10 protein-coding genes are annotated in these 12,733 nt (G+C 66.9%); 7 read left to right on the top strand and 3 right to left on the bottom strand.

Annotation, left to right across the window (positions count from 1 at the left end):
* The 3 genes from ACIOU8_RS04365 to ACIOU8_RS04355 are packed head-to-tail and all read left to right on the top strand — an operon-like array spanning nucleotide 1 to nucleotide 2,453.
* Nucleotides 1-354: an SHOCT domain-containing protein gene (locus ACIOU8_RS04365; protein WP_400786191.1), complete on the top strand. Its 354-nt coding sequence runs from the start codon at nucleotides 1-3 to the stop codon at nucleotides 352-354.
* A gap of 37 nt (nucleotides 355-391) precedes the next feature.
* Complete coding sequence (locus tag ACIOU8_RS04360) at nucleotides 392-1,066, top strand: GAP family protein (protein ID WP_400786189.1); 675 nt, start codon at nucleotides 392-394, stop codon at nucleotides 1,064-1,066.
* 25 nt (nucleotides 1,067-1,091) lie between these two features.
* Nucleotides 1,092-2,453 carry a hypothetical protein gene (locus ACIOU8_RS04355; protein WP_400786187.1) on the top strand — a complete coding sequence of 454 codons (1,362 nt, stop codon included), beginning with the start codon at nucleotides 1,092-1,094 and terminating at the stop codon, nucleotides 2,451-2,453.
* Here ACIOU8_RS04355 and ACIOU8_RS04350 read toward each other — a convergent pair.
* Nucleotides 2,450-3,373 carry a mechanosensitive ion channel family protein gene (locus tag ACIOU8_RS04350; RefSeq protein WP_400786184.1) on the bottom strand — a complete coding sequence of 308 codons (924 nt, stop codon included), beginning with the start codon at nucleotides 3,371-3,373 and terminating at the stop codon, nucleotides 2,450-2,452. The two genes, ACIOU8_RS04355 and ACIOU8_RS04350, sit on opposite strands and share 4 nt — an antisense overlap.
* 56 nt (nucleotides 3,374-3,429) lie before the next feature.
* On the opposite strand from ACIOU8_RS04350, the gene ACIOU8_RS04345 reads away from it, so the two are divergent.
* From ACIOU8_RS04345 to ACIOU8_RS04335, 3 genes are all read left to right on the top strand, one after another.
* Entirely contained in the window at nucleotides 3,430-4,059 is a 630-nt protein-coding gene (locus ACIOU8_RS04345) for a hypothetical protein (protein ID WP_400786181.1), read from the top strand.
* A gap of 17 nt (nucleotides 4,060-4,076) precedes the next feature.
* On the top strand, nucleotides 4,077-5,768 hold the full coding sequence (locus tag ACIOU8_RS04340) for a SulP family inorganic anion transporter (protein WP_400786179.1): 1,692 nt from the start codon (nucleotides 4,077-4,079) through the stop codon (nucleotides 5,766-5,768).
* A 100-nt stretch (nucleotides 5,769-5,868) separates the two neighbouring features.
* On the top strand, nucleotides 5,869-8,145 hold the full coding sequence (locus ACIOU8_RS04335; protein WP_400786177.1) for an arylsulfatase: 2,277 nt from the start codon (nucleotides 5,869-5,871) through the stop codon (nucleotides 8,143-8,145).
* 71 nt (nucleotides 8,146-8,216) lie between these two features.
* Here the strand turns inward: ACIOU8_RS04335 and ACIOU8_RS04330 are convergent, their stop codons facing one another.
* Nucleotides 8,217-9,851 (bottom strand): SulP family inorganic anion transporter, encoded by a 1,635-nt coding sequence (locus tag ACIOU8_RS04330; RefSeq protein ID WP_400786175.1) that lies wholly within the window; start codon nucleotides 9,849-9,851, stop codon nucleotides 8,217-8,219.
* A 106-nt stretch (nucleotides 9,852-9,957) separates the two neighbouring features.
* Nucleotides 9,958-10,908 carry an HAD family hydrolase gene (locus ACIOU8_RS04325; protein ID WP_400786173.1) on the bottom strand — a complete coding sequence of 317 codons (951 nt, stop codon included), beginning with the start codon at nucleotides 10,906-10,908 and terminating at the stop codon, nucleotides 9,958-9,960.
* 184 nt (nucleotides 10,909-11,092) lie between these two features.
* On the opposite strand from ACIOU8_RS04325, the gene ACIOU8_RS04320 reads away from it, so the two are divergent.
* Nucleotides 11,093-12,727 carry an MFS transporter gene (locus tag ACIOU8_RS04320; RefSeq protein WP_400786170.1) on the top strand — a complete coding sequence of 545 codons (1,635 nt, stop codon included), beginning with the start codon at nucleotides 11,093-11,095 and terminating at the stop codon, nucleotides 12,725-12,727.
* Nucleotides 12,728-12,733 lie beyond the last annotated feature (6 nt).

The following is a 12,733-nucleotide window of genomic DNA, read 5'->3' as shown; positions in this document are numbered from 1 at the left end:
ATGCCTCTGAGGAGATTCGGCCGTCCGGGATTGATCGGACTCGCCGCAAGAACAGCAGTCGTCGCAGGCACCGCATCCGCGGTGTCCGGGGCATCGATGCGCAATCAGCAGAGAAGGGCAGAAGGGCAGCGCGAGCAGGAGCAGTACGAGGCCGCGCAGCAGCAGGCGCAGATCGATGCGGCAGCGCAGGCTGCCGCGGCTCAGTATGCGCCGGCGACGCCGGCACCGGCGCCCGTCGCACCGGCGGCAGGGGACGACATGATCGCCAAGCTGCAGCAGCTGGCATCGCTTCGCGACTCCGGGGTGCTGTCGGACGACGAGTTCGCTGCGGCGAAGCAGAAGCTGCTGAGCTGATCGGCGGAACCGTCGATGAGAGAGAAGGAGGAGTGCGATGGGTGAGGTGATCGGGCAACTTCTTCCGCTCGCCGTCGGCATCGCGATCAGCCCGCTTCCCGTGATCGCGGGGATACTCATGCTGATGTCGCCGCGAGCGCGGTCGACGGGCGTCGGATTCCTCGTCGGGTGGCTCGGCGGCATCGTGATCGTGGCGGTGCTGTTCGCCTTCCTCTCATCGGTCCTGCCGGAGCAGTCGGACGACGGCGCCACTCCCGTCCTCGGCATCGTGCAGCTCGCCCTCGGTGTGCTCATGCTGCTCATGGCCGTGCGGCAGTGGCGTGGCAGGCCGAAGCCGGGGTCAGCGGTCGAGATGCCGAAGTGGATGCGTCAGATCGACGGAATGTCATTCGTCGCTGCCCTCGGGCTCGGCCTCCTGCTTGCGGCGCTGAATCCCAAGAATCTGCTGCTCGGGGCGAGCGCGGGCGTCAGCCTCGGGAGTGCGTCGCTCGACGTGGGGGCGGCGGCTGTCGTGATCGCCGTCTACACGGTGATCGCCGGCTCGACGGTGCTCGTGCCGGTGGTGGGATTCCTCATCGCAGCGGACTCGCTCAGAGCGCCGTTGGGCAGACTGCGCGACTGGCTCCAGGTCGAGAATGCGGTCATCATGACCGTTCTCCTCATCGTGCTGGGCGTGGTGATCATCGGAAAGGGCATCGCCGCGTTCGGCTGAGCGATGCGAGACGGAGGGAACTCGAATGAGTGAGCTGGATGCGCTGCGCGAACGTGTGGTCGCCCTCGAACGCGAGAACGACGAACTACGCACGCCGAAGAGACGACGGATCCGAGGCAGGAGCGTCATCGGTGCTGTCCTCCTCGTGCTTGCGGTCGTCCTCGCCCCCGTCGCGGCGATGGGGACCTGGGCGCGACTGCAGCTCGTCGAGACCGAGAGCTTCGTCGCGACGTTCGCGCCGCTCGCCTCCGACCCAGATGTGCAGGACTTCGTCGCCGAACAGGTGAGCGCGGCGATCGACGAACAGGTCGACGTCTCCGCGGTCGTCGGAGAGGTGTTCGACGGCATCCGGTCGCTGGGGCTCCCGCCGCGCGCGGATACGGCGCTCACGCTTCTCGAGGGACCCGCGGCTGACGGTGCGATCTCTCTGATCGACGGTGTGGTGCACGATGTGGTGCGTTCCGAGCAGTTCGCAGACATCTGGACCCAGTCACTGCGGTTCACGCATGACCGCGCTACCGCGATCCTGCAGAACGCCCCGGGGACGGCGGTGCAGCTCAGCGACGACGGGGCGGTCACGATCGAGCTCGGCGTCGTGATCGAACGTGTCAAGCAGGCGATGTCCGAACGCGGGATCGGTCTCGCCGACGTCATCCCCGAGATCGACAGGTCGATTCCGATCGCTCAGGCCGACTCTCTGGCGCTGGTGCGCACGGTCTACCAGGTCGCCGACATCGGGGGTTTCTGGTTGCCGTGGCTCGTCGTCGCACTCGTCGTCGCAGGGGTGCTGCTGATGCGTGATCGACCGCGGGCAGTGCTCTGGTCGAGCGCGGCGATCGCTCTCGTCTTCCTCCTCCTGTCGGCGGGGTTGGGCATCGGCAGGGGCGTCTTCCTCAGGGCAGTGAGCCCGGAGATCATGTCCGCCGCCGCCGCGACCGCACTGTTCGAGCAGCTGACCTCGCTGCTGGCCGGCACGATCGCCGCGATCGCGTTGATCGGCGTGCTCGCGGCGATGTGGGCCTGGCTCGCCGGATCGAGTCGCGCGGCCGCCGGGTTCAGAGGCCTCGTCGACAGCGGATTCTCCGCCGTGCGAGGTGCGGCAGAGCGCAGGGGTCTCACGACGGGTGCCTTCGGCCGGGGAATCGACCGATTCCGGGGACCGATCTTCATCGCCGCGGTCGTGGTGGTGACGGTGCTGCTGATCGCTTCTCGGCCCGTCTCGTTCGGATCGGTCATCGGGGCCGGTGTCGGTCTGCTCGTCGTCGCGGTCCTGGTTGAGCTGCTCCGCAGGCCCTCGGAGCCGAAGGAGATGGATGTGGACCCGTCGGCAGACGCAGCGACGTCGACAGCGCAGGACCCGGTATCGGCACCTGACGCGGTGAGTTAGAGCGGATCCGCCGCGACCAGGGGAGGGCCGCCGGGATCGGAGGTGATCACCGCGTCGAGGTCCGCGCTCTCCAGCGCTGCGGACAGGCGAATCACCGCAGCGGAGGCCACGGACGAACGGTGCAGCGGGTGGTGCCAGAAGCGCACTGCGAGCATCCACCGGTTCGGCGACACCGACTGCACGAGCACGGAGACGTGCTCGCGGGAGTGCACCCCTTCGACGCTCGCGGTGGTCTCGGTCAGCAGCGTGATCACGTCGCTCAGATCGTGTGCCGAGGTTCGTGCGATCCGCACCTGAATCATGCTCCGCCGGGATCCGTGGCGGGAGTCGTTGATCAGGACTGCGGAAAGCAGGCCGGCGTTGGGAACGTGCACGGTCAGGCCGTCGGACGAACTCAGGATGACGGAACGTCCGGTGAGTTCGACGACGACGCCTCGCACCGGACCATCCGGGCCGTCGACGCAGATCTCCTCGCCGAGCCGCAGGGACTGACGCGACTGGATCAGCACTCCGGCCGCGAAGTTGTCGGCCACACCTCTGAGGACGAGGACGAGCACCACCGTGGCGATAGCAGTCATGGCCAGCAGGGGTTGGATGTTCGCTCCGAGGAAGGCGAGGCCGATGCCGATCCCGACGAGCAGCAGCATGTACTGCGTGATCCGGGCGGCGAGGTGCGCGACCGAATCGGTGATGCCCGGGGTGCGCAGGGCGAGCTTCAGCACGCCCGTCCGTGCGAAATGCGAGGCCACCCAGCCCACGACGAATGACAGGATCGCCAGGACGACCTGCGCGGTCGTGATGCCTGCCGGGAAGAAGTCGTCGACGCTCATGGTCGCGCTCGGTGCGCGGTCGACGCGCTGGTCTGCCGGCTCATGCGCCCAGATTGCCCGATTCGGCGGCGTCAGGCGCGCGTCGGTCACCCCAGGCGGGTGAGAGTGCGTGCACGTGGCGCGCGATCCGCGTCGACAATGGGCCCATGACCGACGGATCCACACCAGACAGAACCCGCTCCAGGCAGGTCCTCGACATCGTCACGGTCGTCCTCCTGTCTGTCACCGCGGTGATCACCGCGTGGTGCGGATTCGAGGCGTCGAAGTGGGGCGGCGAGATGTCGATCGCCTTCAGTCAGGCTTCGAGTGCGCGCGTGCAGGCGGCCTCGGCGGAGTCGACCGCGCAGGCCGCCCGCCAGTACGACCTCACCATTTACACCGAATGGGTGCTCGCCGAGGCTGATGGCAGACAGGAGCTGGTGCGTTTCATCGAGGCGCGGTTCACCCCCGAGTTCGCGATCGCGTTCGACGCATGGGTCGCGGAGGACAGGGGCTCGCGGGGGCCCTTCGCGATGGAGGAGTACGTCCCTCCCGGAGCCGTCGAGGCTGCGGAGCTGAACGCCCGTGCCGATGCGAAGTTCGATGAGGCGCTCGTCAACAACCAGAGAGGCGACGATTACTCGCTGCTCACCGTGCTGTTCGCGCTCGTGCTGTTCTTCGCCGCTCTCTCGCAGCATCAGAGCGCTGAATGGCGTCGCCGGACGTTCCTGGCACTCAGCGCAGTTCTCGCTGTCGTCGGCGTCGTGATCGTGCTGACATTCCCGATCAAGATCTGAGATCGGATGCTCGTCGCATGGCAGAGGTGAACCTGCGTCAGCGGTGGCTGCGCTATCGGCGTCGGTTCGGTTCGCGACGCACCGTCGTCGGCGATCTCAAAGCCGGCATCGTGCTCGGCGTCGAGAGCGTTCCCGACGGGCTCGCGTCCGGCTTGCTGGCCGGGGTGAACCCGGTGATGGGCTTGAACGCGTACATCGTGGGAACGTTCGCCGGGGCACTCGCCACAGGCTCCGTGTTCATGTCGGTACAAGCGACGGGGGCGATGGCGGTGATCATCGCCGATGTCCCTGAGGTGCACGGCGAAGACGGCATGGCCGCGATGGCGATGCTGACGGTCATGACCGGCGTCCTGATGCTCGGCCTCGGCATCGCGCGGCTCGGCAGTCTGGTGCGGTTCATTCCGACCGCGGTGCTGATCGGGTTCGTGAACGCGGTCGCTGTGAACATCGTGCTCAGTCAGTTCGAGAACTTCACGGGGTTCGACAGCGATGCCGACGACCGGCTGCTGCGGGTCGTCGACATCTTCGTGAATCTGCTGCACATCAGCTGGTGGTCCGTGCTCGTCGGCACGATCACGATCATGCTGATCCTCCTGCTCGAGCGGACTCCGCTCGGCGCCCTGTCGATGGTCGTCGCGATCGTCGTCGGATCCGTGCTCGCCGTCGTGCTGCCGGCCGACGCGGTCGCGACCATCCGAGACGTGGCGGATGCGGGGCGCAGTCTTCCCTCGATCTCCCTGCCTGACCTGTCGACATTCTTCGTCCTCATCGTGCCTGCGCTGTCGCTCGCTCTGGTCGGACTCGTGCAGGGCGCCGCGATCTCGGGATCCATCCCGAATCCGGATGGACGGTACCCCGATGCGTCGACCGACTTCCGCGGACAGGGGATCGCGAACATCGCCACAGGCATGCTGCAGGGCATCCCCGTGGGCGGGTCGATGTCGGCGACGGCCCTCGCACGCGCCGCCGGTGCCCGCAGCGCGACAGCGAACCTCGTCGCGGCGGTCGTCATGATCGTCAGCGTGCTGCTCTTCGGACCTCTGATCGGCTACATTGCGATGCCCGCTCTCGCCGCTCTGCTCATCCTGGTCGGGGTGCGAACCGTCAAGCCACGGCAGATCGTGATGGTCTTCAAGACGGGGGCCGTGCAGATCGCCGTCTTCCTCGTCACGTTCGCGCTGACCCTCCTCATCCCGTTGCAGTACGCGGTGATCGCCGGTGTGGGGTTGGCGATCGTGCTGCAGATCGCGCGCCAGTCGAATCGGGTGCGGGTGCGTCGGTGGGTCTTCGACGCACCGGGCGGGCGCCCCATCGAGCAAGATCCGCCCACGACGGTCGAATCGGGCGCGACCGTCGTGCTCACTCCATACGGAAGCCTGTTCTTCGCGTCTGCGCCCTCATTCCGGCAGCAGCTGCCCGACCCCGAGGATGATGCGGCCGACTCCTTCGTGATCATCCGGCTGCGGGGCACGGATGAACTCGGCGTGACGTTCCTCACGATGATCCGCACCTACGCGCAGGAGCTCAGGGCGGCTGGAGGAACGCTGATGGTCGCCGGTGTCGGGCAGCGAGTGCATACACAGCTCGCGTCCACGGGGGTGCGCGCCGTCGTGGGAGAGGAGAACGTCTTCGTCGAGCAGCCTCGTCTCGGTGACGCGCTGCAGAATGCGCTGGCAGAGGTGACGCGAAGGCGGCTCGGCGACGGATGACTCGGGTCACCCTTCGTGGGTGACGGCTGTGGGTGCTGTGCGGGATGGCGTGGTTACTCTGCACGTGACGGGTCGGTTCCCGCGGCGTGACGAAGGAGAGATGATATCGGAATTCAACGCGGACTTCTCAGGCAAGATCACACTGGATGTCCGAGATTCGGTGCCCGACTGGTCGCCGTATGAGCTTCCTGTGGCCCCGGAGGGGGCACCGAACGTGCTGGTCGTTCTCTACGACGACACCGGGCTCGCTTCGTGGTCGCCGTATGGCGGCCGCATCAACATGCCGACGATGGATCGACTCGCGCAGTCGGGCCTCACCTACACACAGTGGCACACCACATCGCTGTGCTCGCCGACGCGCTCGACGATGCTCACCGGTCGCAACCACCACGTCAACCGCGCCGGCGTCATCATGGAGGGAACGAACGGTTTCCCCGGGTTCGCGGGCCGGCTCCCCGCCGAGTGCGCCACGGTAGGTCAGGTCCTGCAGCAGAACGGATACTCGACGTTCTGGGTGGGCAAGAACCACAACGTGCCGGAGGAGGACGTCGCCCCGGGCGGGAACCGCTCGATGTGGCCGCTCCAGCTGGGCTTCGACCGCTTCTACGGATTCCTCGGCGGCGAGACGAACAACTGGTATCCCGACCTCGTCGAGGACAATCACTTCGTCGAGGCGCCGGCGACTCCGGAGGAGGGCTACCACCTCTCGAAGGATCTGGCCGATCAGGCGCTGCGGATGATCCGCAATCAGCAGTCGTCGAACCCGTCGAAGCCCTGGTACATGTGGTTCTGCCCCGGTGCCAACCACGCGCCGCACCATGCCCCCCAGGAGTACATCGACAAGTACAAAGGGGTGTTCGACGACGGCTATGACGCATATCGCGAGTGGGTTCTCGCTCGGATGATCGAGAAGGGCGTGGTCCCCGAAGGCACCGCCCTCACCCCGATCAACCCGCTGCCGGACGACGTGGCGAACCCCGCCGACGAGGTGCGTCCGTGGAACGAGCTCAACGACGACGAAAAACGTCTGTTCGCGAAGTTCGCCGAGGTGTTCGCGGGATTCTCCGAGTACACCGACGCGCAGGTCGGACGCATCATCGACTATCTGGAGGAGAGCGATCAGCTGGAGAACACGCTGGTCTTCTACTGCGCCGACAACGGCGCGTCAGGGGAGGGATCGCCCAACGGCTCGGTCAACGAGAACAAGTTCTTCAACGGGTATCCCGACGACCTCGCCGAGAACCTGGCGATGCTCGATCGCCTCGGCTCCGCCGACACCTACAACCACTATCCGACGGGGTGGGCGGTGGCGTTCTCGACACCGTTCCAGATGTTCAAGCGCTACTCGCAGTTCGCCGGCGGGACCTGCGACCCGATGGTCATCCACTGGCCGAAGGGAATCCGGGCGCAGGGAGAGCTGCGCCATCAGTACCACCACTCGGTCGATGTCGTCGCCACAGTGCTCGACGTGGTCGGCATCGAGATGCCGGAGACGTTCCGGGGCGTGCAGCAGCATCCGCTCGACGGAGTGTCGATGAAGTACAGCTTCGATGCTGCGCCGGATGCGGCCACCGAGAAGAAGACGCAGTACTACGCGATGCTGGGCACCCGGGGGATCTGGAAGGACGGCTGGAAGGCGGCAGCCGTGCACGCGCCGCTCACCGGCAGAGGGCACTTCGAGGACGACGTGTGGGAGCTCTACAACGTCGACACCGATCGGTCGGAGTCGAACGATCTCGCCGCGAGCGAACCCGAGAAGCTGCAGGAGCTCATCGCCGCGTGGTTCGAGGAGGCCGACGCCAACTTCGTCCTTCCGTTGGACGACCGATCCGCGAGAGAGCAGCTCACGATCGATCGGCCTCAGGCCGAGAAGCCGCGCGAGCGCTACGTCTACTACCCCGACACTGCGGCTGTGCCCGAGAGCGTCGCAGTCAACGTGCGAGGGCGCTCGTACAAGATCATCGCCGATGTCGTGCTCGATGAAGGTGCGCAGGGGGTGCTGTTCGCCCACGGATCGAGATTCGGCGGGCACTCCCTGTTCATCAAGGACAGCCGCCTGACGTATGTCTACAACTTCCTCGGCATCCCGCCGGAGCAGACGTTCACCTCCGACGAGCTGACTCCTGGACCGCACACGCTCGGCGTCGAATTCGTGCGGGAGGGAGCCGGCGAGCATGGAGAGTCGATCGGCACCGCAACACTCTACGTCGACGACCAAGCCGTGGCCTCTGGACCGATGCGCGCCCAGATCGGCAAGTTCACACTGTGTGGCGACGGTCTCTGCATCGGATGGGACAGTGCCGATCCGGTGAGCAGCCAATACGGGGTGCCGTTCCCGTTCAGCGGCGGCAAGCTGTCGGTGTCGGCGTCGATGTGAGTGCCGAGCAGTATCTCGACCTCGAACTCGAGGCCGCAGCGATGCTGTCACGCGAGTAGCGCTGGAGGCGTTCACCGCTCTTCTGTCGCGGTGAACGCCTCCTCGACGCTCGCGTGCGCGCGGCCCTCCGTGATCATGCGCTGGTACCACTCCGTCTTCACCGCGATCGACGTGGCGCGCTCCGGCAACGCGGCTATGTGCAACGCGATCCCCGTCGCCGACAGCTCTCGATCGAGGTCCTCGAGCATGTCGAGCACCGTGATGGTCACGATGTCGAGCCGCAGAGCGTCGAGGATCACGACTCTCACCGGCTCCGGCCGAGTGGTCGCTATCTCGATGATCGCCCGCTCGCATGCCAGTGCGTTGGCGGTGTACAGCCCCCGGACGGTGTGGATCGCGATGCGCCCGTCTCGTTCCCCCACGATCTCGAGCTTCGGGATGTTGAGCTCTCGCAGAACCAGGATCAGCGTGAGAGCCACCCCGGCCGCCACCGCGGCGAGCAGCCCGACGGTCAAGCCGAGCACAGCGACGAGGAGGGCGATCCAGAAGTCGATGGGACTGATGCGAGCCCAGCGCACGAGCGTAGGGATGTCGATGAGTCCGGCGACGGCGAGGAAGACCACCGCGGCGAGAGTCGCCTGGGGAAGCAGCGAGACCACCGGCCCGAGCAAGACCGCGACCACGATCGCGAGCGCGACCGTGACGAGGGTCGCGAGCTGCGTCCTGGCGCCGGCATCGCGGTTGACAGCGCTCTGCGAGAATCCACCTGCGGCGGGGAGCACGGTGAAGAACGTGCCGGCGAGGTTCGCAGCGCCCACCGCGACGAGCTCCTGGTCGGCGTCGATCGCCGGCTCTGACATACGCCGCATGCTGCGCGCGACTGCCGCGGTCTCGAGGAACACCATCACCGCGATCGCGAGGGCGCCCGGGAGCAGCGCACCGATCTGCGTGAGGTCGGGCAGGCCCGGTGTCGGCAGGCCGGAGGGGACGGGGTCGATGAGCGCCACACCTCGCTCGTCGAGGCCAGCGAGGGCTACCAGCACGATTCCGCCGACCACGACGACGAGGGTTCCGGGGACCCGAGGTGCGAATCGCTTCAGCACGAGGAGGACCACCAGGCTCCCGACCGAGAGCGCGACGGTGGGCAGGTCGATGCTCGATGCCGCCGCGATCGCCGCCTCGATGGTGCGGAAGAACCCTTCTCCCGACACTTCGGAGGTCTCTCCGAGGAGTTTCGGAAGCTGCCCCACCGCGACCGTCCCGCCGACGCCGATCTTCACACCCAGGATCGTCGCCGCGCTGATGTTCTCGACCAGCGATCCCCACCGCAGAAGGCGCGCTCCGACGAGCAGCAGGCCCACCAGCATCGCCAGGGTCATCAGGCTTCCCGCCGGATCCTCGACGCTCGACGCGACGGATGCGGTCACCAGCGTCGTGGCCGTGAGAGTGGCGATCGTCGAAGTCGTCGACACGCTCATGGCGCGGGAGCCGCCGAGCAGCGCATACACGAGCATCGGGATGATGCAGGTGTAGAGGCCCACCTGCACCGGGAGGTTCGCGATGGTGGCGTAGGCCATCGCCTGAGGCACCACCACGGCTCCGGCTGCGAGACCGGCGACGACGTCGGGTGCAAGCCATTCGCGACGGTATCCCGCCACGCTCGGCAGGAGGAACCGCGGCGCGCGCCGCGTGGCATGGTCGCTCATGTGCCCATGCTGGCATCGCGGCTGCGTGAGGCAGCCGACACTTCACCCGCCGGGGGCGATGCGGCGCCGATCACGAAGCGTTCCGGCGGCGCGGGCGGAACCGGAGTCATGTCTGCAGGGATCCGGAGGCGTCCGGAAACACCCTCTCCCAGTCGTCACGCACACTCGCGACGACGTATCCGGCGTCGGCTGCACTGTCGAGTGCCGTCTCGGCACCGGCATCATAGGGAGCGTCGCCGCGCGATTCATCATCATGATGGATCAGCAGGGCGAACCCAGGGCGCGGGCCGCGGCGCGCGAAGTCGAGCATCGGGATGTCTCCGTTGGAGTTCCCCGCCGCGAACAGCGGGCGGCGCCCGATCCTGCTCCAGATGCGGACCGGCTTCTCCGGACCGTCGTCGAAGAACGCCAACGACGGCGCGTACCGCACCACGGCCTTCTCCGCGTCGTAGCCGAGCCCGAAAGCCGACCCGATGACGCGTTCCGGGGGGATGCCGTAGTTGCTCTGCGTCATGGGTCGCATGAAGTCGCGCTCGCCCCCCGACACGATGTAGCAGGTGAAGCCATGTCCTTCGAGGTAGCGGAGCAGCTCCACCATCGGCTGATAGACGGCGTCGGCGTAGGGCCGCTGCAGCACCGGGTGCGTCGCGGTCGAGAAGAACTCGTTCACCGAATCGGCGTACTTCTCCACGCTCACGCCGTCGGTCAGCCCGCCGAGCGCCTGGAGGATGACTGCCAGATCCGAATCGTCGCCGGAGTAGTGCTTGTCGATGGCAGTTCCGAGCCAGGCGAGATCACCGCTCACCGCGGCGAGGTAGGGCTGTTTCTGAGCGAGCTCGGGGTCCAGTTCTGCGGCGACACGCCATTGTTCGACCACGTAGTGAAGCTGCGTCGGCATCGGCTTCTCGGCCCACAGGGTTCCGTCATTGTCGAAGACGGCGATGCGCTCTTCGACGGGCACCGCATCCGGGCCCTCGGTGACGGACAGGACGAATCGCTCGATCGCGTCGCGCGTCGCGCCCGTGCGCCAGGACCGCAGCTGTGCGGGTTCATTCATCGCGCCCTCGATTCTCTCGGTCTCGCTTGCTCAGGACTGATCGTTCCTCGGCTCATCGTGACACCCGCCGAGTGAGAGACGGAGCCACCTTCACCCTGGGCGGGCGAGGGCCGCACCGGGCGGGAGCGAAGAAGTCGTCCACTGAGAAGGCACACTTCGCTTATTGCTAGCTAAGCTAGTAGTCATGGAACGCTACATTCGCCTGCGCTGGGTGGGCCTGGTCTTCATCAGCATCGCCGTGTCGCTGATCATCGTCGATTCGACAATCGTGAATGTGGCGATTCCGGCGATCGTCGATGACCTGGGCATCACCTCCACCGAGGTGCAGTGGGTGCAGGAGGCGTACACGCTGGTGTTCGCCGCTCTGCTCCTGGTGTTCGGCAGTCTGGCGGATCGACTCGGACGACGGCGGGTGATGATCATCGGCGTCGTCGTCTTCGCGGCATCCTCGGTGCTCGCGGCGTTCGCGCCCGACGGCGGGATGCTGATCCTCGCCCGCCTGGCGCAGGGAGTCGGGGGATCGATGATCCTGCCCACCACCCTGTCGATCATCAATGCGACGTTCCGAGGACGCGAGCGCGGCATCGCCTTCGCCGTGTGGGGGTCCACGATCGGTGGCATGGCCGCCGTGGGACCGCTGCTCGGGGGATGGCTGACGACCGCGTTCTCCTGGCGATGGGCCTTCGGCATCAACATCCCGTTGGGGATCATCATCATCATCGGTGTGCTGCTCACGGTCGCCGAATCGCGCAGCGATCGAGCGATGAAGATCGACGTCGTCGGAGCGATCCTCTCGGTGATCACGATGGCGAGTCTCGTGTTCGGTCTGATCGAGGGACGCACCTACGGGTGGTGGCTCGTCGACCAGCGCCCGCAGATCGGCGACTGGAGCTGGCCGCTGGATGTGTCTCCGATCCCGTTCGCCTTCGCGTCGGCTCTCGTGGGGCTCGTCGCCTTCATCGCGTGGGGTGTGCATCGGGAACGCCACGGCAGGTCGACCCTTCTGGCACTGCGTCTGTTCTCCATCCCGTCGTTCCGCAATGGCAACATCGCCGCCACGGTGGTCTCACTGGGGGAGTTCGGCATCATCCTCGCGCTGCCGCTGTGGCTGCAGTTCGTCCTGGGCTTTGATGCGCTGCAGACCGGCCTGCTGCTGCTCGCCCTTGCCGGCGGGTCGTTCGTCGCCAGCGGTGCGGCAGGTGCGGCGAGCGGCAAGATCGCACCGGTCTGGGTCGTGCGAGCGGGACTCCTGGCCGAGATCGTCGGCGTCGCCGGAGTCGGCTTCGTCATCGCACCCGACGCCTCGTGGGTGCCCCTCATCCCGTTCCTCTTCGTCTACGGACTCGGCGTCGGCCTCGCCACCGCTCAGCTGACGGGTGTCGTGCTCGCCGATGTCCCGGTCGCCGACAGCGGCGCGGCGTCGGGAACCCAGTCCACCTCCCGGCAGCTCGGAGCAGCGCTCGGAGTCGCCGTCCTGGGCACGGTGCTGTTCACGAGCACGGCCGGGATCCTCGCGTCGTCACTCGACGAGAGGGGGCTTCCGGCGGATCAGCGGGATCAGATCGTGTCGTCCGTCGTCGACAGCGCCGGCGCGGCGATCAGCGGGCTGGAGGCTCAGCCTGAGACCGCCGAGATCGCAGACGACGCGAAGGCGGCCTTCTCTGACGGCACACGTTTCGCCGCGTGGACCGCGGCAGCGTTCCTGTCGCTGGGTCTGCTCTCGACGATCTCGCTCGGCTCCGGTGCGGGCGCGAAACCACGCCGCGACGACGAGCCTGCGCCTGCAGGTGAAGAGCCTCGGAGCGGTGCGTCCGACTGAGGGAGC

The sequence above is a fragment of the Microbacterium sp. NPDC087589 genome, from assembly GCF_044743635.1.
In the GTDB taxonomy this organism is placed as follows: Bacteria; Actinomycetota; Actinomycetes; order Actinomycetales; family Microbacteriaceae; genus Microbacterium.
Note: the sequence above shows the minus strand (reverse complement) of the source record. Positions and strands in the feature narration are given on the sequence as shown.

Excerpts from the sequence above, each read along its gene's own strand:
- ACIOU8_RS04325 (WP_400786173.1), bottom strand. The coding sequence starts at position 10,908 with ATGAATGAACCCGCACAGCTGCGGTCCTGGCGCACGGGCGCGACGCGC.
- ACIOU8_RS04360 (WP_400786189.1), top strand. The coding sequence starts at position 392 with ATGGGTGAGGTGATCGGGCAACTTCTTCCGCTCGCCGTCGGCATCGCG.
- ACIOU8_RS04320 (WP_400786170.1), top strand. The coding sequence starts at position 11,093 with ATGGAACGCTACATTCGCCTGCGCTGGGTGGGCCTGGTCTTCATCAGC.
- ACIOU8_RS04335 (WP_400786177.1), top strand. The coding sequence starts at position 5,869 with ATGATATCGGAATTCAACGCGGACTTCTCAGGCAAGATCACACTGGAT.
- ACIOU8_RS04330 (WP_400786175.1), bottom strand. The coding sequence starts at position 9,851 with ATGAGCGACCATGCCACGCGGCGCGCGCCGCGGTTCCTCCTGCCGAGC.
- ACIOU8_RS04365 (WP_400786191.1), top strand. The coding sequence starts at position 1 with ATGCCTCTGAGGAGATTCGGCCGTCCGGGATTGATCGGACTCGCCGCA.
- ACIOU8_RS04355 (WP_400786187.1), top strand. The coding sequence starts at position 1,092 with ATGAGTGAGCTGGATGCGCTGCGCGAACGTGTGGTCGCCCTCGAACGC.
- ACIOU8_RS04340 (WP_400786179.1), top strand. The coding sequence starts at position 4,077 with ATGGCAGAGGTGAACCTGCGTCAGCGGTGGCTGCGCTATCGGCGTCGG.
- ACIOU8_RS04345 (WP_400786181.1), top strand. The coding sequence starts at position 3,430 with ATGACCGACGGATCCACACCAGACAGAACCCGCTCCAGGCAGGTCCTC.